Source organism: Tateyamaria sp. (assembly GCF_039945315.1).
Lineage (GTDB): Bacteria > Pseudomonadota > Alphaproteobacteria > Rhodobacterales > Rhodobacteraceae > Tateyamaria.
Window position 1 is genome coordinate 113,734 of the sequence record NZ_JBDUXB010000062.1, and the last position, 23,231, is coordinate 136,964.

At 57.9% G+C, this 23,231-nt stretch carries 22 protein-coding genes and 1 pseudogene; 7 read left to right on the plus strand and 16 right to left on the minus strand.

The features are described 5' to 3' along the window. Positions 1-18 precede the first annotated feature (18 nt). The 3 genes from ABJD00_RS21055 to ABJD00_RS21065 all read right to left on the minus strand — a co-directional run bounded on the left by ABJD00_RS21055 (position 19) and on the right by ABJD00_RS21065 (position 4,225). A complete protein-coding gene (locus tag ABJD00_RS21055; RefSeq protein ID WP_413830854.1) occupies positions 19-1,110 on the minus strand; it encodes a DUF2235 domain-containing protein in 1,092 nt (363 codons plus the stop codon). Beyond that, the gene (locus ABJD00_RS21060) at positions 1,088-3,385 is read right to left on the minus strand and encodes a xanthine dehydrogenase family protein molybdopterin-binding subunit (RefSeq protein WP_413830856.1); all 2,298 of its coding nucleotides are present in this window, start codon (positions 3,383-3,385) and stop codon (positions 1,088-1,090) included. The genes ABJD00_RS21055 and ABJD00_RS21060 overlap by 23 nt, the downstream gene beginning before the upstream one ends. A gap of 81 nt (positions 3,386-3,466) precedes the next feature. Further along, positions 3,467-4,225: a DUF3592 domain-containing protein gene (locus tag ABJD00_RS21065; protein ID WP_413830858.1), complete on the minus strand. Its 759-nt coding sequence runs from the start codon at positions 4,223-4,225 to the stop codon at positions 3,467-3,469. Between the two features lie 101 nt (positions 4,226-4,326). On the opposite strand from ABJD00_RS21065, the gene ABJD00_RS21070 reads away from it, so the two are divergent. Further along, positions 4,327-7,374: a valine--tRNA ligase gene (locus ABJD00_RS21070; protein WP_413830860.1), complete on the plus strand. Its 3,048-nt coding sequence runs from the start codon at positions 4,327-4,329 to the stop codon at positions 7,372-7,374. A gap of 115 nt (positions 7,375-7,489) precedes the next feature. On the opposite strand, the gene ABJD00_RS21075 is transcribed toward ABJD00_RS21070, so the two are convergent. After that, positions 7,490-8,287, minus strand: coding sequence for a crotonase/enoyl-CoA hydratase family protein (locus ABJD00_RS21075; RefSeq protein ID WP_413830862.1), 798 nt, complete (start codon positions 8,285-8,287; stop codon positions 7,490-7,492). A 125-nt stretch (positions 8,288-8,412) separates the two neighbouring features. Between ABJD00_RS21075 and ABJD00_RS21080 the strand changes: the two genes are divergently transcribed. Continuing rightward, entirely contained in the window at positions 8,413-9,516 is a 1,104-nt protein-coding gene (locus ABJD00_RS21080) for a pyridoxal phosphate-dependent aminotransferase (RefSeq protein WP_413830864.1), read from the plus strand. Between the two features lie 40 nt (positions 9,517-9,556). Further along, positions 9,557-9,790, plus strand: coding sequence for a hypothetical protein (locus ABJD00_RS21085; protein WP_413830866.1), 234 nt, complete (start codon positions 9,557-9,559; stop codon positions 9,788-9,790). Between the two features lie 329 nt (positions 9,791-10,119). On the opposite strand, the gene ABJD00_RS21090 is transcribed toward ABJD00_RS21085, so the two are convergent. From ABJD00_RS21090 to ABJD00_RS21125, 8 genes are all read right to left on the minus strand, one after another. After that, positions 10,120-10,653, minus strand: coding sequence for a hypothetical protein (locus ABJD00_RS21090; RefSeq protein WP_413830868.1), 534 nt, complete (start codon positions 10,651-10,653; stop codon positions 10,120-10,122). Positions 10,654-11,004: 351 nt separating this feature from the next. Then, complete coding sequence (locus tag ABJD00_RS21095; RefSeq protein WP_413830870.1) at positions 11,005-11,190, minus strand: DUF3237 family protein; 186 nt, start codon at positions 11,188-11,190, stop codon at positions 11,005-11,007. Between the two features lie 345 nt (positions 11,191-11,535). Continuing rightward, positions 11,536-12,594 (minus strand): TRAP transporter substrate-binding protein DctP, encoded by a 1,059-nt coding sequence (gene dctP, locus ABJD00_RS21100; RefSeq protein ID WP_413830872.1) that lies wholly within the window; start codon positions 12,592-12,594, stop codon positions 11,536-11,538. Positions 12,595-12,626: 32 nt separating this feature from the next. Next, entirely contained in the window at positions 12,627-14,099 is a 1,473-nt protein-coding gene (locus ABJD00_RS21105; protein ID WP_413830874.1) for a TRAP transporter large permease, read from the minus strand. A 1-nt stretch (position 14,100) separates the two neighbouring features. Further along, on the minus strand, positions 14,101-14,685 hold the full coding sequence (locus ABJD00_RS21110; RefSeq protein ID WP_413830876.1) for a TRAP transporter small permease: 585 nt from the start codon (positions 14,683-14,685) through the stop codon (positions 14,101-14,103). Between the two features lie 125 nt (positions 14,686-14,810). Further along, positions 14,811-15,323 (minus strand): flavin reductase family protein, encoded by a 513-nt coding sequence (locus ABJD00_RS21115; RefSeq protein WP_413848712.1) that lies wholly within the window; start codon positions 15,321-15,323, stop codon positions 14,811-14,813. Continuing rightward, a complete protein-coding gene (locus ABJD00_RS21120) occupies positions 15,323-16,213 on the minus strand; it encodes an aldo/keto reductase (protein WP_413830880.1) in 891 nt (296 codons plus the stop codon). Before ABJD00_RS21120 ends, ABJD00_RS21115 begins: the two co-directional genes overlap by 1 nt. Further along, positions 16,213-17,367 carry an LLM class flavin-dependent oxidoreductase gene (locus ABJD00_RS21125; RefSeq protein ID WP_413830882.1) on the minus strand — a complete coding sequence of 385 codons (1,155 nt, stop codon included), beginning with the start codon at positions 17,365-17,367 and terminating at the stop codon, positions 16,213-16,215. Before ABJD00_RS21125 ends, ABJD00_RS21120 begins: the two co-directional genes overlap by 1 nt. A gap of 106 nt (positions 17,368-17,473) precedes the next feature. Between ABJD00_RS21125 and ABJD00_RS21130 the strand changes: the two genes are divergently transcribed. From ABJD00_RS21130 to ABJD00_RS21145, 4 genes are all read left to right on the plus strand, one after another. Beyond that, complete coding sequence (locus tag ABJD00_RS21130; RefSeq protein WP_413830884.1) at positions 17,474-18,184, plus strand: GntR family transcriptional regulator; 711 nt, start codon at positions 17,474-17,476, stop codon at positions 18,182-18,184. An 11-nt stretch (positions 18,185-18,195) separates the two neighbouring features. After that, positions 18,196-19,302 (plus strand): Gfo/Idh/MocA family protein, encoded by a 1,107-nt coding sequence (locus tag ABJD00_RS21135; protein ID WP_413830886.1) that lies wholly within the window; start codon positions 18,196-18,198, stop codon positions 19,300-19,302. Between the two features lie 170 nt (positions 19,303-19,472). Then, a complete protein-coding gene (locus tag ABJD00_RS21140) occupies positions 19,473-19,718 on the plus strand; it encodes a glycine zipper 2TM domain-containing protein (RefSeq protein ID WP_413830925.1) in 246 nt (81 codons plus the stop codon). Next, on the plus strand, positions 19,624-20,079 hold the full coding sequence (locus ABJD00_RS21145; protein ID WP_413830888.1) for an EF-hand domain-containing protein: 456 nt from the start codon (positions 19,624-19,626) through the stop codon (positions 20,077-20,079). The genes ABJD00_RS21140 and ABJD00_RS21145 overlap by 95 nt, the downstream gene beginning before the upstream one ends. Positions 20,080-20,198: 119 nt before the next feature. Here ABJD00_RS21145 and ABJD00_RS21150 read toward each other — a convergent pair whose 3' ends face one another. The 4 genes and pseudogenes from ABJD00_RS21150 to ABJD00_RS21165 form a co-directional block, all read right to left on the minus strand. Further along, on the minus strand, positions 20,199-20,810 hold the full coding sequence (locus tag ABJD00_RS21150; RefSeq protein ID WP_413830890.1) for an MliC family protein: 612 nt from the start codon (positions 20,808-20,810) through the stop codon (positions 20,199-20,201). A 92-nt stretch (positions 20,811-20,902) separates the two neighbouring features. Continuing rightward, a complete protein-coding gene (locus ABJD00_RS21155) occupies positions 20,903-21,331 on the minus strand; it encodes a GFA family protein (protein ID WP_413830892.1) in 429 nt (142 codons plus the stop codon). 72 nt (positions 21,332-21,403) lie between these two features. Beyond that, a pseudogene (locus ABJD00_RS21160) lies at positions 21,404-21,679 on the minus strand (family 1 glycosylhydrolase); the annotation flags it as partial. A gap of 99 nt (positions 21,680-21,778) precedes the next feature. Continuing rightward, positions 21,779-22,987, minus strand: a complete 1,209-nt coding sequence (locus ABJD00_RS21165) for a pyridoxal-phosphate-dependent aminotransferase family protein (RefSeq protein WP_413830894.1) — start codon at positions 22,985-22,987, stop codon at positions 21,779-21,781. Between the last annotated feature and the right edge of the window lie 244 nt (positions 22,988-23,231).

A 23,231-nucleotide genomic window follows, 5' to 3' on the forward strand; every position in this document is an offset into this window, starting at 1 on the left:
ACACGCCAAAGGCGGTGTTCAAAGAGCGTCCGCCCCCCGGTTCCGTCGCTTTGACATCCAATCCGACCAGCTTTGGGGTCCGGGCGCTTGCGCGACTGAAGGATGCACGCGTTCTGATGGATCAAGTCCCACCTTGCGCGGCCTGCGTGTAATGAACCAGCGGCCAAACCCGCGAAATGTACCGGTAGAAGGCGCGGTGGGGTCCTGAACGATCCCCTCAGACCAACCCGATGGCAAAGGCAAATCACATCCCTCGGCCTGCTCCACCATCCAAACAAACGAAATATTGGAAAGTGGGCGCGCCGCATTGAACCCGGCCAGGTGCCCGCCCACGTCACCATGGGTGCCACGAAACCACATTTGAACCAGATGTCCGTCCCAATCCTTTGATGTGTCCCACATGATCGGGGCATAGGCCACGCGGGTCTCGTTGCGGGCCAGCGCGTGAAAGCCGCGCTTGACCGACTTGCCCAGCGCATGGTTGTGAAACGCATGGCGCGGGGCGCTCAGGCGCCACAGATACGGCATGTTCAGGCCGAGCGACTTCACCGTGTCCCACGCCCCGATCATCTCGATCTCAATCGATTCATGACAATTGTTGCGCGCAAAAGTGCGTGCTGCATCCCCGTCTGGCGTACATTCGTAGTGGCGATACACGTCGCGAATATTTCGCACGGTCGCCGCATCGCTGCGCAACAGCCCCACGCGGTCGATCACCCCAGCCAGTGATCGCACCGCATAAGCGCCGCGCGAATAGCCAAACAGGTAAATCTTGTCACCAGGGCGATAGCGTGAGGCCAGATAGCCATAGGCCCGCCTGATCTGGCGATTGATGCCTCGCCCAAACAACACGTCCCCGGCACGGCGCCATTCGGACCACTGCAAGCCCGGTTCGTAATACAGTGAGACCTCGTTGCCGACCTCACCAAGCAGTTTGGCCAACAACCCGGCATTCGTTTCGTCCCCCGGTTCAAGAGACGACATAGTACCGTCGATGATGATCACATGGATGGTTCGTCCGCGGGTAGGCGGATCTACTTGGGCCGCGCCTCTGCCAAACCGGCCTTTCAGCCAGTTTGCAATGGTCCTATTCAGCCGCGATTGCATCATCCTTTAGCAATTCCCAAACCTTGAGCGGCGTGAATGGCATATCCACTTGCCGCACGCCGCGTTCCCACAGCGCATCCTGTACCGCATTGGAGACTGCCGCCAACGCGCCGACAGTTCCGGCCTCGCCGCAACCCTTCATGCCCATGATGTTGGCTGTGGATGGCACCGGTTCTGACGTAAACCCAATCATGGGTACGTCGTCGGCGCGGGGCAAGGCATAGTCCATGAACGTTGCTGTGAGCAGTTGGCCATCTTCATCAAAGATCACATGCTCTGTCAGCGCCTGACCAAGGCCTTGAACCACCCCGCCATGCACCTGACCTTCGGCCAGCATCGGATTGATAAGATTACCAAAATCATCCACGACTGTGTAACGGTCACAAGTTGTCACGCCGGTATCCGGATCGATCACAACTTCCGAAACATGACAGCCGTTGGGGAAGCTGCGCGCCTCCAGTGCGACGCGGCGTTCGTGGACCAGCAGGTCGTCCCGGCCCTTCTCGCGGGCCATGTCGGCTACCTCCAGCATTGTAGGCGTCATGTTCGACCCATCGGCGCGGAACCGTTCATCGTCAAACGTGATCTCGGACGCGGGCACACCCATTTCGTCGGCCAGAAAGGCGGTGAACGCCTCAGTCATTGCGCTTATCGTGGCCAGCGTGGCGTTGTTCTGTGTCGTAACAGAACGCGAGCCGCCAGTGCCGCCGCCCGTCTTGATCAGGTCAGAGTCCCCCTGGACCACGTCGATCATATCGACCGGTATCCCAGTCTGATCGCTCAGGAACTGGGTATAAACAGTTTCGTGCCCCTGCCCGTTTGATTGTGTGCCCACATAAATGTTCACGCGGCCCTCATCGGTGTATTCAACCTTGGTCGTTTCCGCAGGATCGCCCAGAATACTTTCGATATAGTAACAAAGCCCCATACCACGCAGCAGGCCCTTTTCTGCATCGGCTGCCTTGCGCGCTGCAAATCCGGGGATGTCCGCCTCGGACTCGGTCCGGGTCAGCACTTTGTTAAAGTCACCCACGTCATAGGTTTCGCCCGTTGTCGTATCGTAGGGAAACTGTTCGGGTTTGATAAAGTTGATGCGGCGCAATTCCAGTGGGTCGACGCCCAACTCACGCGCGGCGCGATCCATGGCACGTTCGAGAATATAGATCGCTTCGGGTCGCCCAGCACCACGATAAGCATCCACTTGTGTGGTGTTGGTATAGTATCCAATCGAATGGAAGTAGGTGGTCTGCACGTCGTAGACACCCATCAAAACTCGGGAAAACAGCTGCGTTTGAATAGCTTGTGCAAACTGCGAGTTGTAGGCGCCCATGTTGGCCTCGGTCTTGACGCGGTAGCCGGTGATCTTGTTGTTCGCATCAAACGCCAGTTCGGTCAGAGAGGTCAGATCGCGGCCCGCATTGTCACTCAGCATCGCTTCGGTGCGTTCGGACATCCAGCGCACCGGGCGTTTTAGGTCGCGTGCAGCGTGCGCCAAAACGAAGTATTCGGGGTACATCATCCCCTTCATGCCAAACCCGCCACCCGTATCCGGGTTCGTGACCCGGATCATCTCGGCATCCACGTCCAACGCTTTGGCCAATTGCCCCTTAGGGCCCCAAACGCCCTGCCCGTTGATCGCGATATGCAGGCGATCCCCTTCCATTTCAGCGTAACAGCCGCGTGGTTCCATCGAATTGACGATAATCCGGTTGTCACCCACATCGAGTGAGACAACGCGGGCCGCAGCGTCAAAGGCAGCATCAGTCGCGTCTTTGTCCCCCATGTGCCAATCGTAGGCGACGTTGTCAGGCGCTTCGGCGTGCAATGTCTGGCCTCCGGCGGACATGTCCATCTTGGCGGGCAGATCGTCGTAATCCAGCATGATCATCTCTGCCGCATCGCGGGCCCGTGCCAACGTGTCAGCCACGACCATGGCAATCGGTTCGCCGACAAAGCGCACTGTATCGCGCGCCAGCATTGGGCGTTCGGGGGCCGCCCCTTGTGACCCATCCCGGTTTTTCATGGTGGCCCCGTCCATGCCAACATTCATGCCAGCTGCCTCAAGATCAGCTAACGTGTAGATCGCGTGCACACCGTCGGCCTCTTTGGCGTCGCTCACATCCAGGTCGGTGATCGTTGCATGCGCAGCAGGAGAGCGGAATACAAAGCACTGCAACGCGCCCTCAGGTGCGATGTCGTCCACATACCGTCCCTCACCGGTCAAAAACCGAATGTCTTCACGGCGGGTGACGGGTTGGCTTTTTCCGAACTTGTCCATGGGGGCGCTCCTGCAAAATCTGCGGCATCAGTTGGCTGCGAAGGTAGCGGATGTGCATCCCGTGTCCAGAGCCAGATACGACTAACGTTTGCTGACTGACGGCACGGTTGTAGCGACCTTGCGAGGCCCAACGTCACCAACCCACCACATACGCCCCGCGACGCCCCGAAACACCTCGACCTGTGTACCGACGGGATAGGCTTCAAACGGTGCCCGAGCACCACGGGTCATGCTGTTGCCCGCACGCCCTTCACTGTCCACCCATTCAAGCGCATATGCAGTGCTGCTTTTGTGTCTCGCTTTGCGCAGACCGGTCACTGTGACGTGCTCAACTGCTCCAAATTTTCGGGCCCGAATAGCATCAACCGCCTTGCTCCCTTTCCACCACAACACCCCCAGCGTCGCGATCCCAATGGCTAGGGACACCCATCGCATGGTGCGTCCATCCCTCATCGTCTCCCCAATATCGAACTCGACCCTGCGCGGTGCTTCTGGCAGGTAGCGCACATCTCTGAGCGAGCCGATGTCCGAGGTATCGTAGACATATTGCCGAACCTCTTGCCGGACTTCCACGACCTCATCCATCGCTTCAAAGCGCATAGTCAGGTAGTAATCTATCTGCCAACGATCATCGCGGCGGACACGCTGCTGTTGGCGATCAATCACTTCGCCTGTCGTTTCAACGCCGCGAGAGGCAAATGCCAACCCATTGCGCATTTCGTTCATGCTGATCAGCGAAAAAATCACCGTGAACACGGCCAGAAACACGGGCAAGATCCCGCCCGTGCGCCGCAACATGCGCCAGAATCCCGGTGAAGGCCCATTTGTGAGATCGCTCATGGCAGCACGCTAGCCCAAGGCTGCCACACCCAAAACCCCCCTTTCCTTCAGTAAGACACGCGGCTATCTCACGGGCCAAGAGACAAAGGGGGCCAAACGCCATGGCACTGGAAAAATTCAACGCGGCCGAAGTTGAGGTACGCATCTATGCGGACTGGGAAGCACGGGGCTGTTTCGCCGCCGGAGCGAACGCGCGCACGGATGCGGCCAGCTACTGCGTGATGATCCCGCCCCCCAACGTCACTGGCGTGTTACATATGGGCCATGCCTTCAACAACACGTTGCAGGATATCCTTGTGCGCTGGCATCGGATGCGCGGCTTTGACACGCTTTGGCAGCCAGGCACGGATCACGCCGGGATCGCTACGCAAATGGTGGTCGAGCGGCGTCTTGCTGAAAACCAAGAACCATCGCGCACTGAACTGGGGCGCGAAGCCTTCACCGCGAAAGTCTGGGAATGGAAGGCCGAAAGCGGCGGAACTATTGTATCCCAACTCAAACGGCTTGGTGCCTCCTGCGACTGGTCCCGCGAGGCCTTTACGATGTCCGGCGCCCCGGGCGCACCAGAGGACGTGGCCAAGGGCAACTTCCACGACGCCGTGATCAAAGTGTTCATCGAAATGTTCAACAAGGGCCTGATCTATCGCGGCAAGCGGTTGGTGAATTGGGACCCACATTTCGAAACCGCGATCTCGGATCTCGAAGTCGAGAACATCGAAGTTGCAGGACACATGTGGCACTTCAAATACCCGCTCGCCGGGGGCGACTCCTACACCTACGTTGAGAAAGACGAGGACGGAAACGTCACACTTGAAGAGACCCGCGACTACATCTCAATCGCCACAACCCGGCCTGAAACCATGCTGGGCGATGGGGCTGTGGCCGTTCACCCGTCGGATGAGCGTTACGCGACAATCGTTGGAAAACTATGTGAAATTCCCGTTGGCCCCAAAGAACATCGCCGCCTGATCCCGATCATCACAGACGAATACCCCGACCCCGATTTCGGAAGCGGCGCGGTGAAGATCACTGGCGCGCACGACTTTAACGACTACCAGGTGGCCAAGCGCGGCAACATCCCGATGTACAACCTGATGGACCCCCGCGCCAACATGCGCAAAGACGGCAAACCATACGCCGAAGAAGCGGCAGTGGCCCAGAAAATTGCGAATGGCGAGCAAGACTTTGACGAGACCATGATTTCACTCATGAACCTCGTTCCGGACGAATACCGCGGGCTGGATCGGTTCGAAGCCCGCGAACGCGTTGTCGCCGACATCACCGCCGAAGGTCTGGCTGTGATGGAAACCGTCACCTCCACGGATGAGGACGGGAACGAGACCTCGCAAACCCGCCCATATGTTGAAAACAAACCGATCATGCAGCCCTTCGGCGACCGCTCCAAAGTGGTAATTGAGCCCCTGCTGACGGACCAATGGTTTGTAGATACGGACCAGATCGTCGGCCCTGCTCTTGACGCCGTGCGCAACGGCGACGTCAAAATCATCCCGGAATCTGGGGAAAAGACCTATTTCCACTGGCTTGAAAACATCGAACCCTGGTGCATCTCGCGCCAGCTGTGGTGGGGCCATCAGATCCCCGTCTGGTACGGGCCCAGCGTGACCCACAACGTCAACGACGACGGCACGGAATCGGACGAATGGGACATTACCAAGCCAGTGCACTTCTGTGCGGCCAGCTTAGACGAAGCGCTGGACCTTGCGGCGGAATACTATCCTCAAACCGGCGCGCGGGGCTTTTTCGTCGAAGAAGAGGCCAAGACACCGCAGGAGTCCATCAGCCTAGAATATCAGGAAAACGGACAACCGATCCGGCTGTGGCGCGACCCGGACGTGCTCGATACGTGGTTCTCGTCCGGCCTATGGCCTATCGGCACGCTCGGCTGGCCCGATGACACGCCCGAACTTGCCAAATATTTCCCCACCTCCGACCTGATCACGGGTCAGGACATCCTGTTCTTTTGGGTGGCGCGGATGATGATGATGCAGTTGGCCGTCGTGGATCAAATCCCTTTCGACACCGTCTATCTGCACGGGCTGGTCCGGGACGCCAAGGGCAAGAAGATGTCCAAATCCACGGGCAACGTTATCGACCCGCTTGAACTGATTGACGAATACGGGGCCGACGCGTTGCGGTTCACAAATGCGGCGATGGCTTCGCTTGGTGGTGCCCTGAAACTCGACACCCAGCGCATTGCTGGTTACCGGAACTTTGGCACCAAACTGTGGAACGCGGCCAGCTACGGAGATATGCGCGGCGTATTTGACGTGGCTTACATGGACGCCGTGCCCGAAACACAGCACCCGCTGAACCGCTGGATTAAGGGCGAGATAGCCAAGACCCGTGAAACTGTGGATGCCGCCCTCACTGACTACCGATTCAACGACGCGGCAAACGCCCTCTATGCCTTCACCTGGAACACATTCTGCGACTGGTACCTCGAATTTACCAAGCCGATCTTTGACGAAGGCACGGAAGAGGAAATCGCTGAAACCAAAGCCACCTACGCATGGGCGCTCGATCAATGCCTGATCCTTCTGCACCCGATTATGCCATTCATCACAGAAGAGTTGTGGGGCAAGAAAGTGCGTCCCAAGTCACTGATCCATGCTGACTGGCCCGACTACACCACTGATCTGGTCGATCCAGCGGCGGACACAGAACTCAACTGGGTGATCCGACTGATCGAATCCATCCGTTCCGCGCGTGCACAAATGCACGTGCCTGCAGGCGCCTACGTTCCACTGGTGGTCAAAGGGTTGGAACAGGACGCGCGCGCCGCTTACGATCGCAATGAGGCATTGATCAAACGTTTTGCGCGTCTGGAAAGACTAAGCGAAGTGGAAGAGTTCCCAAAAGGCACAGTTGCCCTCGCAGTGTCAGGCGGCACCTTCGGTTTGCCCCTGGCAGATGTGATTGATGTTGGTGAAGAAATCGCAAGGCTTGAAAAAACCCTTGGAAAATTGGGTAAGGAATTGGGCGGCCTGCGCGGACGCCTCAAAAACCCCAAGTTCGCCGCCAGCGCGCCGCCTGAAGTGGTTGAGGAAACTAAAGCAAATCTCGGTTTGCGCGAAGAGGAAGAGGCAAAGCTGACCGAAGCACTTAACCGCCTCAAAGAACTCGGCTAGCCCTTCTCTGATTCAGAAAAATCCCGGGGGAGGCACGAAGTGCCGGGGGCAGAGCCCCCAAAATCGCATGCCTCTATCCCCAATGGCCGGCTAAGCGCTTCACTTGTGCGCCCTATCAGTCAAACACCGGAGCGCGTTTCTGAAAAGTTGCGGCAACAACTTCCATTTGGTGAGGTTTGCCCAGCAATTGGCCCTGCACACGGCTTTCCTCCAAGAGCACTTCATCCGCATCATGCGTTTCAGCGTATGCGATCAGAGCCTTGGCAGCGCGCAACGCTGAAGGGGACTTGAGTACAAGGCTCTCGGCCAAAGCCATCGCACTTTCGACGGGGTCATCGGCAACCTCAGTGATCAATCCCCACGCCTCAGCGCGGTTGGCTTCAATCGGCTCGGCAGTATAGGTCAGGCGCCGCAAGACGTCGCTGCGCACCAGACGCGGTAGCAGGACCATGCCCCCCATGTCCGGCACGATCCCCCACTTCATCTCCATAACCGCAAACTTTGCATCAGGCGCTGCGATCCGAATGTCCGCACCCAGAGCCAGTTGCATCCCCGCACCATAGCAAACACCGTGGACCGCTGCGATCACAGGTACGGGGACACGCGTCCACACCATCGCAACCTCTTGCCACTGGTTGGTTTTGCCCTGCCCATGAGTGCGCGGCATCAGCAAGTCGTTGGGATCTTTGCCGATCATCGCGCCAAGCCCGCCAATATCGATCCCAGCACAAAATCCCCTGCCCTCGCCCGAAATGACGCATGCCCGCGCATCACTTGCAGCGACCTCATCGCCCGCCACAATCAGAGAGTCGATCATCGCCTGATCCACCGCATTCATCTTGTCGCTGCGCACCAGTCGGACGTGGGCGATGTGGTTCTCGTAGTTGACGCTCACACGGGTCGGATCGATCATCGGTCTTTTCTCCTTTTCCAACCTTACCCAAGCCTATGGTTGCCGTGCGATCCAGTAAAACCTTGCGGCATTTGAACGTTTGCGCGTGCTTGCCCCCGGCGCACACCCACGCTACCCCTCAGGGCATGACAGATCTTCGACTGACCGCCCTCGCCGCCAGCCTGCCTTCCACCGTGCCCTTCGTCGGCCCCGAAACTCAGGAACGGCAGCTCGGCACGCCATTCCTTGCGCGCCTTGGTGCAAATGAGAGCAACTTTGGTCCGTCCCCCAACGCTCTGAAGGCAATGGCCGCATCGGATCTCTGGAATTACGGCGATCCAGAAAGCTTTGAGTTGCGCGCCGCCCTTGCCGCGCATCTAGACGTCAGCCCTGGCAACATAATGATCGGCGAAGGCATTGATGGCCTCTTGGGATATCTGGTGCGCCTGTTTGTCGGACCGGGCGACGCAGTTGTGACCTCTGAAGGAGCCTATCCTACCTTTAACTACCACGTCGCAGGCTACGGCGGCGAATTGCACAAGGTGCCTTACACAAACGATCACGAAGACCCCCGCGCCCTGTTCGCCAAAGCGCGCACCACCGGAGCCAAGCTCGTTTACCTTGCCAATCCAGACAATCCGATGGGCACGTGGCACAATGGCGAAGTCCTTGAACGTGCGCTGGATGACCTACCCGAAGACTGTCTGTTGGTACTGGACGAGGCGTATATCGAGTGCGCGCCAGCCGGCACCGCACCCGACATACCGGCCGACGACCCGCGGGTGATCAGGCTGCGGACCTTCTCCAAGGTTTATGGGCTGGCCGGCGCCCGGGTCGGGTACGCCATTGGAGCACCTGACCTCATTGATGCGTTCAATAAAGTGCGCAACCATTTCGGGATGAACCGCGCAGCGCAAGTCGGTGCGCTGGCTGCATTGGCAGATCATGCCTACCTCGAACAGGTCCGCGAACAAGTTGCCGCCGCGCGCGCCCGCATAGCCGAGATCGCGCAGCACAACGGGCTCACCCCCCTGCCATCTGCAACAAACTTTGTCGCGATTGATTGCGGACAAGACGGCGCGTATGCCAAGGCAATTCTGGATGGATTGATCGCACGCGGTGTGTTCGTACGCATGCCCTTTGCCGCCCCCCAGAATCGCTGCATTCGCATTAGCTGCGGCACGAAACGTGATCTCGACATTCTTGCAGAGGTCCTTCCCGATGCCATGAAGGATGCGCAAAAAGGCTGACAGCGGAGGCCTCGACATTATAACTTAAGATGTCTGCATCATGTCCGAGGCCGTCATGAACAACAAACCTGTGGGTCGAGCGCCCAATTACACCAATGCCTGCATCGCCATGTTCGGCGTCAACATCACTTGGGTGTTGGTGGTCATCTGGGCGTTTTGGGGTCTTGTTGCGGCAGTGTTGCTCGCCATTGGGGTCAACCATTTGATGGAACGGATCCGCGTCTGGGCTGCAGCTCGGCATGCCGCCTCGATCCGAAGGGGCAAACACATTTAGGTTTCCCACGCTTGGACAGCTTGCGTGTGGCACGCGTTTCGGTGGGTTACGCAGACGACTTAAGCAATTGTTTAGAATATTTCCCAAGAGGGTGTTGCGGATCTGATCGGCCCGGCTGCTTGGTTGCTGGAGATTGGTTTTGAGAAAGGCGCCGAACGGCAGCTTGGGGCCCAAACACTCAAAAAAAGAACCCCGCAAAACTGCGGGGTTCAAATCTGCGGCTCCGAAGCGTTTGCCTTTTTCCTTAATCCAAACGGCTGTTCAAGGCGTTGAAATGTGCAATTGGCATGCACAGGAACAATACATCCGCTTCGCAGGTCGTCAGGCGTTTAGCCTGATATGCCATCGTTACACTTACGTGCCTCTTCGACGGCTGCGCTAACACCTGTCAAATCAACCTTGATTGGTTGCTTTGATTTTTTGGGGAATGCGGTTAGTGTTCCCTCCTGCATGATAGCGTTTACCATATTGTCGTCCTTGATGACAAAGTAGGCACCCTTGTAATCACCACGCAGTTCTTTGCTTTTCATACCGCGTGCCCGGCCGTCGAATACAAAACCATTGATATCAATTTCGACCTTCTGGCGGTTCTTGATATCTACATCGGCCAACGTGAATACGCCGATATACGCATGTTTTTTGTTTGGTTTAAGACCAAGCTGGATGGCATGTCCAAAGTCATCTGTGCGTTCAATCAAACAAGCTTGGCGCTCTGCATCGATAAAGATGTTCCAACCTTCAACTGGTGAACCGTATACAGCAAACCCGTCTTCCGAGCCCGGAATGGGGTCTGCGGCGTTTGCTGGCATCGCAAAACTCATTGCGGCGATACAGGCACTTGCGGTAATTTGCATTATCTTCATTTTAGGCTCCAATTCAGGAAAGGACCAAATCATGGCCGACTTTGGCTTTGAGCCCAACTCGGTCATTGTGATTTAACGCTGCACGCGCTCGCAGCTCGAAAGTGTGGCATGAAGGAAGATCTATATGCTGCAGCGCAATAGGCAGTCATTCTCACAGGTCACAGTAGAGATGAGGGTGACTTCATTCTGGGGTGAAGATGCTCACCGTTCCAAGATACGGTAAAATCAGGTCAATTCGAAACGCGTAATCTGGACCGATTGTTGAAACCACAGACCGACACCAACATAAAATGCTCAATCCACCCAGTCCTATCGCAAATCACCCGTTTCCAGCCGAGTTTCGGTCCGCCTTTAGTAGATAGCCGGACCTGCCTCTTCGCCGCGCGCCACAGCATCAAGCACCTTTTCCGGACCGTGGCGTGATCTGTAGTTGATGATCTCGATGACGGCTCCATCATCGGTCTCCTTCTCGTAGCGCGTATCGAATTCGGGAAATCCGCCATCAAAGATAGTTTGCCATTCGGCACCCACATTCAAAATTTGCCCTTACAGACGCGCTCTAGCAACCGAACCACCTACGATTGAAATTATCAGCCGATGCCCGGCGCGGCCTGCGCCCATTTCGCGAAGATCTTCTAGTTCTTCATGCAGCGTGCAGACCTTGGCTAATGTTGGTGTCGTCAAGTCCAACCTAAAAGCCCTGAATGGGGCTAACAATAAATCACCCTAACGATGTGTAAGTATTGCGGCTATGTCCAATCGGAGGCCTGTACAGTTTGGGCGGCCAAGACGGGTGGGCCGTTTGTCCAGCAATGCCGACAAAGAAAAAGGCCGCCCCGAACCGGAGCGGCCTTTCGTTGGCTGGGCAATATGCCCACCCATTTACTTCAGATCGGCGTCGCGGGCCGCATTCACGTCCGCCTCTGCTTCGGCAACGGCCGTTTGCAGCGCTGTTAGGATCTCTTCCCCACGCGCCACGTTGCCTTTGAACCAGTCATTGACCGGTGCCGCCGCTGCCGCGAAGGCCGCCTTTTGCTCGGGTGTCGGCACATACAGATCACCACCACCAGCTACGAACTCTTCGTATGCAGCGATCGACTTGCGCTTGGGCGAGGCGAATGTGGCCTGTTGCAAGGCATAGAAGCCGTCAACCACGACGCGGCGCATGTCTTCAGGCATCGCCATGAAGTTCTGGTTGCTCATCCACCACAGGGCGCCCATGTAAGCGTGCCCGTCCAGTGTCACGTACTGCAGGCCCGCATCTGGGAATTTCATGCCCATGATGTCGGTGATCCCGTTCTTGGACCCTTCCACAACGCCCGTCTGGAACGATGTGAACAGTTCAGGCCATGGGATCGGCGTTGGGGACGCGCCTAGTGCCTTGACCAGTTCCTGTGGCAGGTCAGCGACCACGGTGCGGATTTTCAGCCCGTCCATGTCCGAAGGTTCAGCCACACGGCGTTGCGTATTGGCAAAGTTGCGCCAGCCGCCGGTGTTGCCGATGGTCATCAGGCGGATCGCGTCACCGGAGTCTTCCAGCGCCATGTTGCGCATCGTACGTACGAAGTCACCTTGCAGCACATGCTCCGCAATGCGGTCGTCCGCCATCAGGTAGGGCAGATCCAGAACCTGCACATAGGGGAAGATGCCCGACGCTCCGCCGGAGGTGGAGATATAGACGTCAATCGAACCGTCCGCGACGCCCTGCAGGCATTCCGCACCGTTGCTACACAATTGCGTGCCGATGAACAGCTCCACGGCGATGGCGCCGTTAGAGGCCGCTTCGACATAGTTCTTGAAGACGACAAGGCCGTCATAGTCTTCGTCATTCTCGTTCGAGTTGGCAGTTGCGCGGATCGTGTACTCCTGCGCAGTCGCCATCATGGCAGAGCCCGCAACAAGTGCGGCTGCCGTGAGGGTTTTGAGGGTTGTGTTGAGCATCTATTTGGTTCCTCCCGTTATGTCTCAATCATTTAGTTTACGAACCCCGTCAGGCGGGGAATGGTCATGGAAATGGCCGGCACGTATGTAATCAGGAAGATGACAGCAATTTCGACCGCAAGGAAAGGCAGAATAGCCTTTGCAATCGTTTCTACTTTTTCCTGACTGACAGCAGCAGCCACGAAGAGCACCAGCCCCATGGGCGGCGTGGCGAGGCCAACGGTGAGGTTGACGCTCATGATGATGGCAAAGTGGATAGGATCGACGCCCAGATCGGTAAAGATCGGCGCAAGGATCGGCCCGAGGATGATAATCGCCGGGCCTGCGTCGAGGAACATGCCGACAATGAACAGCAGCAGGTTGATCAGGAACAGCAGGATCAGCGGGTTTTCCGAAAGGGTGAGGATGTAGTCCGCGAGGATCTGCGGCGCGTAGGACAACGACACCACCGTTTTGAACGCCATGGCCGCGCCCACCAGCAGCAGAACGATGGCAGAGGTCAGACCCGCCCGGCTGAGGATATCCGGAAGATCACGCATCGACATAGTCCGCAGCACGAAGAATGCGACAAAGACGGCGTAGGCCACGGCCACCGCAGCGGCCTCCGTCGGTGTGAAAACACCCCCAAGGATACCGCCGAGGATCAGCACAGGCGTTTGCAAAGGCACGATGGCCCGTTTGCAGATCGTGCGAAATTCGGAACTGACCATGGTGCGCAGGGCCAGCATCAGCGCGTGAGCAACCGCGATGGAGCCTGCGAGAGTGGCCCACTGCATCGCCGCCGAACCAGCGGGCAGCGGGGCAACGGCCCAGATCAAGAGGCCAATGTTCAAGCGAACGAGCACGAAGGAGGTCCACTTTTCCAGTGGTTTGAGTTCTACCCCGTCGAACTCTACCCGCTTGGCGGCGGGCAGGTCGTAGCGATCGGCTGTCATGCGGATCATCACCATCAGGCCAACACCAACGAGGATGCCGGGTACGATGCCCGCAAGGAACAACGCGGCGACGCTTTCGCCCATCACGTAGGCGTAGATGATCATGATGCCCGATGGCGGAATGATCGGCCCGATGACGGAACTGGCTGCGGTGATCGCAGCGGCGTAGCGACGTGTGTAGCCCTCTTTCTCCATCGCGGGCACCAGCATGGAACCCAAAGCAGATGTGTCGGCCACGGCGGACCCGGAGAGCCCTGCGAACAGTATAGAACTCAGCACGTTCACCTGCGCCAGACCGCCACGCAGGTGGCCCATGAGCGCTTGGGAAAACTGAACGAGCCGGATGGTGATCCCGCCCTTGTTCATCATCTCACCGGCAAGCATGAAGAAAGGAATGGCCATCAGCGGAAAGCTGTCCATGCCGTTGTAAACATTGCGGTAAAGGAGGGTGATGTCCTTTTCCTGCCCATTGAGCCAAAGCAGCAAACCGGGTGCTGCCAAAAGGCCAAAGAACACCGGCAGACCGATCAGAAGGAACAGAAGGAAAAGCGGCAAGAACCAAATCAGCATGTCATTCGCTCCCCGCGGCCATGTCGCCCATATCAAGTTGCGGCAGGCGATCCCCGCCCCCCATCATCGTCACAAGGCTGCGCAGGATGAGCTCGATGTTCACGACGAACAGCAAAACAACCCCGACCAGCAGCGACAACATCATCCAGCTGCGTGGAACGCGGAACCAGCCGTCAAAGGTTGGCAGGTAAAGTGAGGCGGTGGCGAAACGCCCGCCAAAGCCTGTGACTTCGCTCCATCCGATTTGCACGGCGACAAAAAGGATCAGAACCGAAACCAGGAGCAGGATCAGGGACAAAACGGCAGCAACCCGGTCTGACATGAACCCTGAAATCATGTCGAGGGCCACAAACCCACCGCGCCGGAACGCTGTCGGGGCCATCAGGCCGGTCATCCAAAGCATGCAAAAGCGCGCAGCCTCGTCCGGCCAAGGGAGCGCGTTGTTGAAGACGTAACGCGCTACGACTTGAATGAGGATGGCCACCACCATCACCGCAATTGCGACAATACCGATTGCGCGCCCAATCTTGAGCACGAAGCCAATCACAGCCCCCATCGGTGCAAGCACCGCCAGCAGTAAGCCCATGAGGGCCCTCCCTTTTGTCGTGGCCCGCCGGTTTTGATCCGTCGGTGCCGAGTGTGCGCGGTTTTCCCGCGCAATTCTTTCATGTGCCCGCGTTTTAAGGCGGTGCGTTTTTTTTAGTGCTGGCGTTAGTCTGCCAGTGTTCCAAAGCCTCCACCGAAGAAGGTGAGCGGTGCGCCGTCGCGCATTTGTGTCCGCTGAACTTGCCCCACGACAATCACGTGATCGCCAGCATCATGTGCCGCCACCCTGCGGCACTCAAAGCGCGCGAGGCAATGGTCCATCAGCGGAACGCCGTCCGCGTTCACGGCATGTGCGATGTCCTGCAAGGCGTGTGCGTTGCGCGCGACTTGTGTGCACAGATCCTGCTGTTCTGCCGCCAGCACGTGGATGGCGTAGTGATCAGCGGCGTCAAAATATGGAAAACGGCGCGCGGCGCGGTCCACGGACCAAAGCACAAGGGCCGGGTCGAGCGAGACTGAGGAAAAGCTGTTGGCGACGATTGCCACAGGCCCGTCTGTGCTGGCCGCAGTGATCACAGTGATCCCGGTTGCGAATTTACCGAAAGCGTCGCGCAGCTGACGCCCAGAGCTTTCGTCGGGCGTGAAATTCGTGGGTTGGCTGGGGTCTTGCATTGTCATCATGCCACCTCGTGTCCAAGAGCTGCCTCATAAAGGCGGAACCATGTGGGCCGATCCAGTGTGACTTTGGTCGCGTCACCGATCCGCTTGATCCGGTCCAGATTGTTGGTGCCCATGACGGGCAGAATTTTGGCGGGGTGCGCCAGCAGGAAAGCCACGGCGATAGCGGCGCGGTCGACCCCATTTGCCTCGGCCAGTTCATCCATGACGCTGTGCAGTTTGTCAGTGCCCGACATCAACCCACCGCCGCCCAAGGGCGACCACGCCATCAGATGATGCCCGTGGCGCTGGTGAAAGGCGAGGTCGCCGTTGGTGAACGGGTTGATTTCTCCCAGGCTCATTTCGATCTGGTTAGTGACCAGCGGCGTTTTCATCGCCGATTGCAACAATTCCCAATCATAGGGGCGGAAGTTCGACACGCCGACTGCGCCGACCTTGCCCGATTTCACCGCCTCATCCAGCGCAGCTCCGGTTTCATGGTGGTCCATGAACGGGTCTGGACGGTGGATCAGCAGCACGTCGATATGGTCTATGCCCATGTCCCGCAGCGAGTGATCGATGCTGGACATGATATGCGCACGGCTGGTGTCGTAGTATTTGACCGGCGCGTTTTCGTAACGACCCACGGGGGCCACGATATCGCACTTGGTCACGATCTCCATCTGCGCCCGCAGACTGCTGTCGGCCTTTAGTGCTTGGCCGAGAATGGCCTCGGCGACATAGCCGCCATAGATGTCGGCCTGATCAAAGGTCGTGATTCCTTGATCAAGGCAGGCGTGGATTTTGGCCTGTACGTGGGCCGTCGAGGTGTCAGTGTCATCGCCCAAACGCCACATGCCGTAGACGATGCGCGATAGGGTCAGGTTGTTGGTCAGTTGGACGCGTTCCATTAGCGGCGCTCTCCTGCGGCGAGGGGTGTTTTGGGTGCACTTGCGGGCACCCTGCCATAAGCATGGGGCAGCGAGCAGGTTTTCAAGTGCGGCATGACGCGTGCGCCGAAATGTTTTGCTTCTTCGAGGTGTGGGTAGCCCGAGAAGATGAAAGCCCGGATGCCCATTTTCTGGTAGTCTTCGATCTTGGACATGACCTGATCGGTGGACCCGACGAGGGCCGCACCGCAGCCTGATCGTGCCCGTCCTACCCCAGTCCAAAGCCCCGGTTCGACATAGCCGAATTTGTCCGCCAACTCCCGCGCCTTGGCCTGATGCGCCACGCCGAGAGAGCCAGAGTCGAGCCCGCGTTCGCGGATCAACTGCCCGTATTCGTCATCGAGTTTGGACACGATGTAATCTGCGTACTCGCGCGCTTCGGCTTCGGTGTCGCGCACGATCATGTGCACGCGCAGGCCGTAATCCAGCGTCCGGTTGTATCTTGTGGCCACGGCATTCACATCGCGCATCCGGCCTGCAAGGTTTTCCTTGGGCTCAGGCCACATTAGGTAGACGTCGCAATGTTGGCCGCACAGTTCGAGAGCGGAGGGTGAATACCCCCCAAAGTACAATAGTGGCCCGCCCGTTTGGTAGGGGCGCACCGGATCGGTGGTGAGGCCTTTGAAGTTATAGACTTCGCCTTCGTAATTGATCTCGTCCCGCGTCCAGGCCTGTTTGAGGATTTCCACGACTTCGCGCGAGCGCTGGTAGCGGTAGTCGCTTTCTTCCTTTTCGCCGGGGAAGTCGGACGAGATGATGTTAACCGTCAGCCGCCCTTCGAGCATGTGATCGAGCGTTGAGATGGTGCGCGCCAACATGATGGGCTGCACCTCGCCGCAGCGCACCGCCGCAAGCAGGTTGATCTTGGATGTAATCGGCGCGCATCCGGCCACGAAGGACAGCGTGTCCTGCCCGACCTGATAGGACGAGGGGCACAGGATGTTGCGAAACCCTTGCGCCTCGGCCTCTTTCACGATGTCCGAGCAATGCGCCCAGCTGGACCGAAGATCGCCATCGGGCACGCCCAGAAACTGGTAATCGTCCGAGCAGAGGGCTGAGAACCATGACACTTCTGCCGCGTCGAGATCAGGGGATGTGATGGGGACGATTGTCATATCTCGCGTGGCCTTGCTTGTGGTCTGACTTCCCTCTTGCTAACACGTGTCATTGATGTAGATCAATGGTGTATCAATTTTCACGTCTGCAATGAGAAAGGTCCCCGTGGCCCAGACCAAAACCTCCCCTCATGCGCTGCCGATCTATGTGCAGATCGCCGAGCTGTTGACGCGCGATATCGTCGCCGGGCGGCTGATTGACGGCGAGCGTCTGAAGCCCGAACGCGAAATGGCGACCGAGTTGGGTGTCAGCGTCGGGACATTGCGCAAGGCCCTGCGGGACATGGGCGAAAAGGGGTTGATCGAAGCAGTTCAGGGGTCTGGCAACTATGTGCGCAGCAGCGGGGATACGGGCACCGTCTATGCGATGTTTCGCCTTGAGTTGCTGGAAGGTGGCGGGTTGCCCCGCGCCGAGGTTCTGTCGCTGGATCATACGGAGAAGCCTCGCGATTTGCCCGGTTTTGGCACTTCGCAACGCGGCACGCGCATCCGCCGTTTGCGCACGTTGAATGACACAATCATCGCGGTGGAAGAGATTTGGCTGGATGCGGATGCAGGTGTGATCGAAGAAACAATGATTTCCGAATCGCTCTATGCCACATATCGCAAGGCGCTGGGTCTTTGGATTTTGCGGGCCGAGGACCGGATGAGCCTGAGTGCCGTTCCGGACTGGGCCCCGGACACCTACGCCCCTCGCCCGGGCGATACGGTTGGGTATATCGAACGGCTTAGCTGGTCGGACCGCCCCGATGCCATCGAATTTTCACGCACATGGTTTGACCCCGCGCGGGCGGTCTATGTGCAACGACTGAAGTAAGGAACGGCCCTATGGCACAACTTGTGAATTACGGCATCATTGGATGCGGCATGATGGGTCAGGAACACCTGCGCAACATCGCGCTGCTGCCCGACACGGCTGTGACTGCGATCTTTGAGCCTGATGCCGACATGGCCGCCAAGGCCCACGCGATTGCGCCGGATGCCATACTGGTCGACAGCGTCGCCGCATTGCTCGCCGTTGAGGCGTTGGATTGCGTTCTCATCGTCAGTCCGAACTTTCGCCATGTGGAACAACTGGAAGAGATTGCGGCGACGCGCCCCTTGCCCTTGCTGGTCGAGAAACCGCTGTTCACAGATCCAAACGACGTGGCCAAGCTGGCTGCATTCCGCGACGCCTACCCTGCCCCTGTCTGGGTCGCGATGGAATACCGTTACATGCCTGTGATCAGCAGCTTTCTGACCCATGCCGCCGAGGCCACGGGCGGGATCAAGCAACTCTCGATCCGCGAACACCGTTTTCCCTTCCTTGAAAAGGTCGGCGACTGGAACCGGTTCAATCGGTTCACGGGTGGGACGTTTGTCGAAAAATGCTGCCACTTCTTTGATCTGATGCGCCACACGCTGGGGGCAGATCCGGTACGGGTCATGGCCTCAGCCGCCCAAGCGGTGAACCATCTGGACGAGACTTATGACGGCGAGACGCCCGACATCATCGACAGTGGCTATGTCATTGTGGATTTCGAGGGCGGCACGCGGGCGATGCTGGAGTTGTGCATGTTCGCCGAAGGCGCCGCCTATCAGGAGGAACTGTCTGCCGTCGGCCCGGCGGGCAAGATCGAAGCCTTTGTGCCCGGTCCGGGTCGGTTCTGGCCTGCCCATCTGGGTCCGGCTCCGGTGGCCAAACTGGTGACATCTCCTCGGTCACCGCAGGGGCCGGTTACGCATGACATTCCTGTTGATCCCGCACTTCTGGATGCGGGGGATCACAATGGATCGACGTTTTATCAACATCAGCGGTTTGTGGCGTTGGTGAGAGGCGAGGCGGACAAACCCGAGGTGTCGCTCAGTGATGGTTGGGCAGCGGTCGCTCTTGGGCTTGCCGCTCAGGAAAGCACGCGAACGGGTGAAGCGGTGGACCCAAGGCGTTGGATGTAGGGATCGGATTCGACCCAAAACGCGCTTGTGCGATGTCTCGCCTTGCTCCTCGCAAGCTAAGGGGCACGATATCTTAGCTTGATCAATCCATGTGCTCTATGCAGCATGGCATCATGGCTAGGACAGTGTTTGATCAAGGCAAGATCGAACCAATGCAGAAAGGAAAGAGCATGAAGAAGATATACACAGCAAGTGCGCTGTGCTGCGCAGTTATTCTGCAAGCCTGCGCGCCAGCCGCGACACCACAACAACAAGCTCAACGCCAGCACAATATTGCGTGCGCCACGGGAACGATTGGTGGTGCCTTGATTGGTGGGGCAATTGGCAACCAGTTCGGTGGCGGCACTGGGCGAGACATCTTTACAGCAAGTGGTGCAGGTGCAGGTGCTCTCGCTGGTCAAGCATATGCCTGCTAAGAAGGGGATGATCATGATTTCTAGAACAATAGCGGCGTGTCTGGTTGCTTCGTTTGCCACGGCTTCATTCGCGCAGCAGTCTGGCCTGAATGAAAGCCATCTAAATGCTCTGGACAAGGATGGCGACGGCGCGATCTCTCAGAGTGAGTATTCAGATTTTACCGTATTCGCTTTCAAAAAGATGGATACCGATGGCGATGGCGCGTTGTCGCCGGATGAAGTGGACGACCATGTGGTCGGCGATGCATTTAAAATTCTGGACGACGACGGAGACGGTTCTGTGTCGGAGGCGGAATTTTCTAAACAGATGCAAGAAGACTTCTCTACCGCCGACAAGGATGGTGACGGTCAACTAAACTGATTTTGAACAGGCGGTCGCTTTGTAAAAGAGGCCGCCTGTTTTGTTTTATGCGAGGGGTTTTCAAGCGGCCCAGTTCCATATTGATGCTACTGAAACCCGTTTGTTGAGCGCGGAAACTGTTACTGTGTCGCGCGCACGCAACTGTAGCTTTGACCGTTTGGATCGGGGTCTTTGTATGTGGCCACGTCCCCTTTGGTCCAAATAGACCGTCCAAAGCTGCCTTCGTACGCAGAACCCGAAGCTGTTCGGACCAACTGGCCCGTATCGATGCTGTCCCCTCGTTCAAAGCGAACACTGGGGACTTCGGTATCGAAAAAGTATGTCACGACCTCGTTGGCTGGATTTCCATCACAGGTCCAAATGACGATGGCTGACGGTTCTTCAAGCAACCACTGGCCCACCAATTCCCCCTCGCGGCGCAGATAAGCCGCGCGGATGCAGTCGGTTGGGTCGTCGGATTTCCAACATTCGTCTCTGCCCTTGATCAAGCCCCGTTGTGTGGCGCGCAAATCCTTTTCTGCCTGACTGCTGCCCGTATCGAGTTCCCTGATCGCTTTGACAGCCGCTGCATAGCGCGCGGCGATAAGGCGATCCAATCGTGCCAGTTCCGTATTCTCGCAAATCAGCGTCTCTGTTGAACTTTCGGCTTTGGCGCAATCAAACGAGGGAGCATTTTCGCTCATGGCAGGGCTCGCCAACATAATCACGCTCAGTGTGAGAGATCGAAGCATCAGCTTATCCTTTGGCAAACGTTGGGTCCGGTTGTGCAACAACCCTAGCGAATGGGTTGATTTGGGCAACCAACCTGTTCCGGTTCCAGCTATCACTCGGCGAGGAATTCGCCGCTGCCTCCCCAGTCTTCGGGCATGTCTTTCAATTTGGGCAAGCCGTCTCGAATGGGGAGCACCGCATTTTCATAGTTGAGATGCACGGATGGCTTGAAGTCGAGATCAGACAAGAGACCCGCGAATATATCGAACAACCCGGCACCAGCCAAATCCACCCCAACCAGGCCGTTGCACACCTCGCATGAATAGACGCCCCCTTCGGGCAGATTGTTTTTTAAGTAGCGCCTGAGTTTGTCCTTGCCGGACGTAAAGCGAACTTGGGTTCTGGGCCAAAGAACCGGCGCACTTATCGGGCTGCCGGTGCGACTCCGGCACGAGTTACAATGACAGTAACACTGAACCAGAGGCTCGCCCTCCGCCTCTAGTTTTACCGCTCCAAACGAACACTGTGCATGGTAGATCATTTCTTTTCTCTTTGTCCTGCAAACGCGTTTTGCAAATTGGCACACAAACACGTTTGGACCTAGGGCAGCCCGTTAGAAATTCGCAGCGTTTAGCCGCAGCGTTTGCCGTGAGAGCCCTACCCCGCCAGCACCTCTTTCATTCCAGCTTGCCTTTGGGATCTGTTCCAGCGTTTTGAAATCCACGTGCACCATGCCGAACCGTTTTTCATAGCCCAGCGGCCATTCGTAATTGTCGAGCAGAGACCACACCATTTAACCTTTGACCGGGACACCTTTGCCGGTGGCATTGCGCACAGCAGACAAGTGGTTGTTGAAATAGGCGATGCGGGCGACGTCATCGACCGCGCCATCCGCCCGATTCCTGAAATCGCTCAGCACCAGGCACCGAACCCACACTGTGCGATTGATCACTAGGGCAAAGAGTAGCGCCCAACCGGCTCTGGCTCATCACCTTGTGGCGATCACCCCTGCAGCCGCCTCCAAAGCGCCCGACCCGCGCGGGATGTCCAGCGCGGCCAGACCGCTTTCGATGCCGCCCAGCAGGCCCATGATCATGTGCCCGTTGACGTGCCCCATATGACCCAGACGGAAGAATCCATGCCAGGAAGGATCGCCCGGAGGCGCCATGCCTAAACCAATGCCAAGTGTCAGCCCGATGTTATGCTCGACCCAATCTCGCAACGCCGTCCCGTTTGGCGCGCCGAGGCGTAGCGCCGTCACGGCACAACTGCGATTGCTGTTGTCCGCCACGTTCAGCTCGAGCGGCCCATCCTGCGACCAGATTTCGCAAGCAGCCCAGATCGCACGGGCCAAACGGGCGTGCCGCGCCCAGACCGCCTCGATCCCTTCCTCGTGCAGCATATCGAGGGCCGTGCGCAGCCCGTAAAGGTGATGGGTCGGTGCAGTCCCATTCCAATACATAAAGAATTCTTCCGGGTTGGCGCGCGGGGTCCAGTCCCAGTACCGGCTAACCCGTGGCATGGATGATCGGACCGCGGCGGCCTTAGCGTTGAAGAACACAAAGGCCATGCCGGGAGGCACCATCAGCCCCTTTTGGCAGCCCGCCACCATCATGTCGACGCCCCATGCATCCATTTCGAACCTGTCACACCCCAGCGACGCGATGCAATCGGCCATTAAAAGGGCGGGATGCCCGACCGCATCCAAAACCGCTCGCAGCGCGGCGATGTCGTTGCGGATCGACGTGGATGTGTCCACGTGAACCGCCAGAACCGCCTTGATCTTGTGGCCCACGTCAGCGCGCAGCGTCTCTGCGATTCGGTCCATATCCATTGGATCACGCTTGCCGAAGTCGAGTGTTTCAACCTCGGCCCCAAGACCAAGCGCCATATCCGCCCATCCATGGCCAAAGCGCCCCGTTGCAGGCACCAGAACTGTTTCTCCCGGCGCGATGGTGTTGGCCAATGCTGCCTCCCATGCTGCATGACCATTGCCGATATACATCGCGACATCGCCACTTGTGCGCGCCACCCGTTTGAGATCTGGTACGAGGCTCGCAGCGATATCCACCAGCTCACCTGCATAAATGTTTGGCGCTCCACGATGCATCGCGCGTAGAACAGCGTCGGGCATCACTGACGGACCCGGAATGGCAAGGTAGTCGCGACCAAAGCTGGCGATTGGGGGCGTGGACATGCGTGTCTCCGACGAATTGCGATCTCGCGGACACTAGCGTGCCGCAGCGCGCCGTCAATCGCCCTCAATGCTTGCCCCGCAGGTTCGCCCGAGATACACCACGAGGACAGGTAAATCATCGGAGCACGGCCGAGCGCCGTCAGTAGCCCACGCGTGACCTCTCCTTCCACTTCAGAAGCACCACATATTGCGTCCTGGCCGCTGCTCAAATGGCTATGGGGCTCGTACCTGAAAAAGCACACAG

Bases quoted from the DNA above. Each gene is read 5' to 3' on its own strand.
- ABJD00_RS21055 (WP_413830854.1), bottom strand. From the start codon at position 1,110: ATGATGCAATCGCGGCTGAATAGGACCATTGCAAACTGGCTGAAAGGC.
- ABJD00_RS21060 (WP_413830856.1), bottom strand. From the start codon at position 3,385: ATGGACAAGTTCGGAAAAAGCCAACCCGTCACCCGCCGTGAAGACATT.
- ABJD00_RS21065 (WP_413830858.1), bottom strand. From the start codon at position 4,225: ATGAGCGATCTCACAAATGGGCCTTCACCGGGATTCTGGCGCATGTTG.
- ABJD00_RS21070 (WP_413830860.1), top strand. From the start codon at position 4,327: ATGGCACTGGAAAAATTCAACGCGGCCGAAGTTGAGGTACGCATCTAT.
- ABJD00_RS21075 (WP_413830862.1), bottom strand. From the start codon at position 8,287: ATGATCGATCCGACCCGTGTGAGCGTCAACTACGAGAACCACATCGCC.
- ABJD00_RS21080 (WP_413830864.1), top strand. From the start codon at position 8,413: ATGACAGATCTTCGACTGACCGCCCTCGCCGCCAGCCTGCCTTCCACC.
- ABJD00_RS21085 (WP_413830866.1), top strand. From the start codon at position 9,557: ATGTCCGAGGCCGTCATGAACAACAAACCTGTGGGTCGAGCGCCCAAT.
- ABJD00_RS21090 (WP_413830868.1), bottom strand. From the start codon at position 10,653: ATGAAGATAATGCAAATTACCGCAAGTGCCTGTATCGCCGCAATGAGT.
- dctP (WP_413830872.1), bottom strand. From the start codon at position 12,594: ATGCTCAACACAACCCTCAAAACCCTCACGGCAGCCGCACTTGTTGCG.
- ABJD00_RS21105 (WP_413830874.1), bottom strand. From the start codon at position 14,099: ATGCTGATTTGGTTCTTGCCGCTTTTCCTTCTGTTCCTTCTGATCGGT.
- ABJD00_RS21110 (WP_413830876.1), bottom strand. From the start codon at position 14,685: ATGGGCTTACTGCTGGCGGTGCTTGCACCGATGGGGGCTGTGATTGGC.
- ABJD00_RS21115 (WP_413848712.1), bottom strand. From the start codon at position 15,323: ATGACAATGCAAGACCCCAGCCAACCCACGAATTTCACGCCCGACGAA.
- ABJD00_RS21120 (WP_413830880.1), bottom strand. From the start codon at position 16,213: ATGGAACGCGTCCAACTGACCAACAACCTGACCCTATCGCGCATCGTC.
- ABJD00_RS21125 (WP_413830882.1), bottom strand. From the start codon at position 17,367: ATGACAATCGTCCCCATCACATCCCCTGATCTCGACGCGGCAGAAGTG.
- ABJD00_RS21135 (WP_413830886.1), top strand. From the start codon at position 18,196: ATGGCACAACTTGTGAATTACGGCATCATTGGATGCGGCATGATGGGT.
- ABJD00_RS21140 (WP_413830925.1), top strand. From the start codon at position 19,473: ATGAAGAAGATATACACAGCAAGTGCGCTGTGCTGCGCAGTTATTCTG.
- ABJD00_RS21150 (WP_413830890.1), bottom strand. From the start codon at position 20,810: ATGCTTCGATCTCTCACACTGAGCGTGATTATGTTGGCGAGCCCTGCC.
- ABJD00_RS21155 (WP_413830892.1), bottom strand. From the start codon at position 21,331: ATGATCTACCATGCACAGTGTTCGTTTGGAGCGGTAAAACTAGAGGCG.
- ABJD00_RS21165 (WP_413830894.1), bottom strand. From the start codon at position 22,987: ATGTCCACGCCCCCAATCGCCAGCTTTGGTCGCGACTACCTTGCCATT.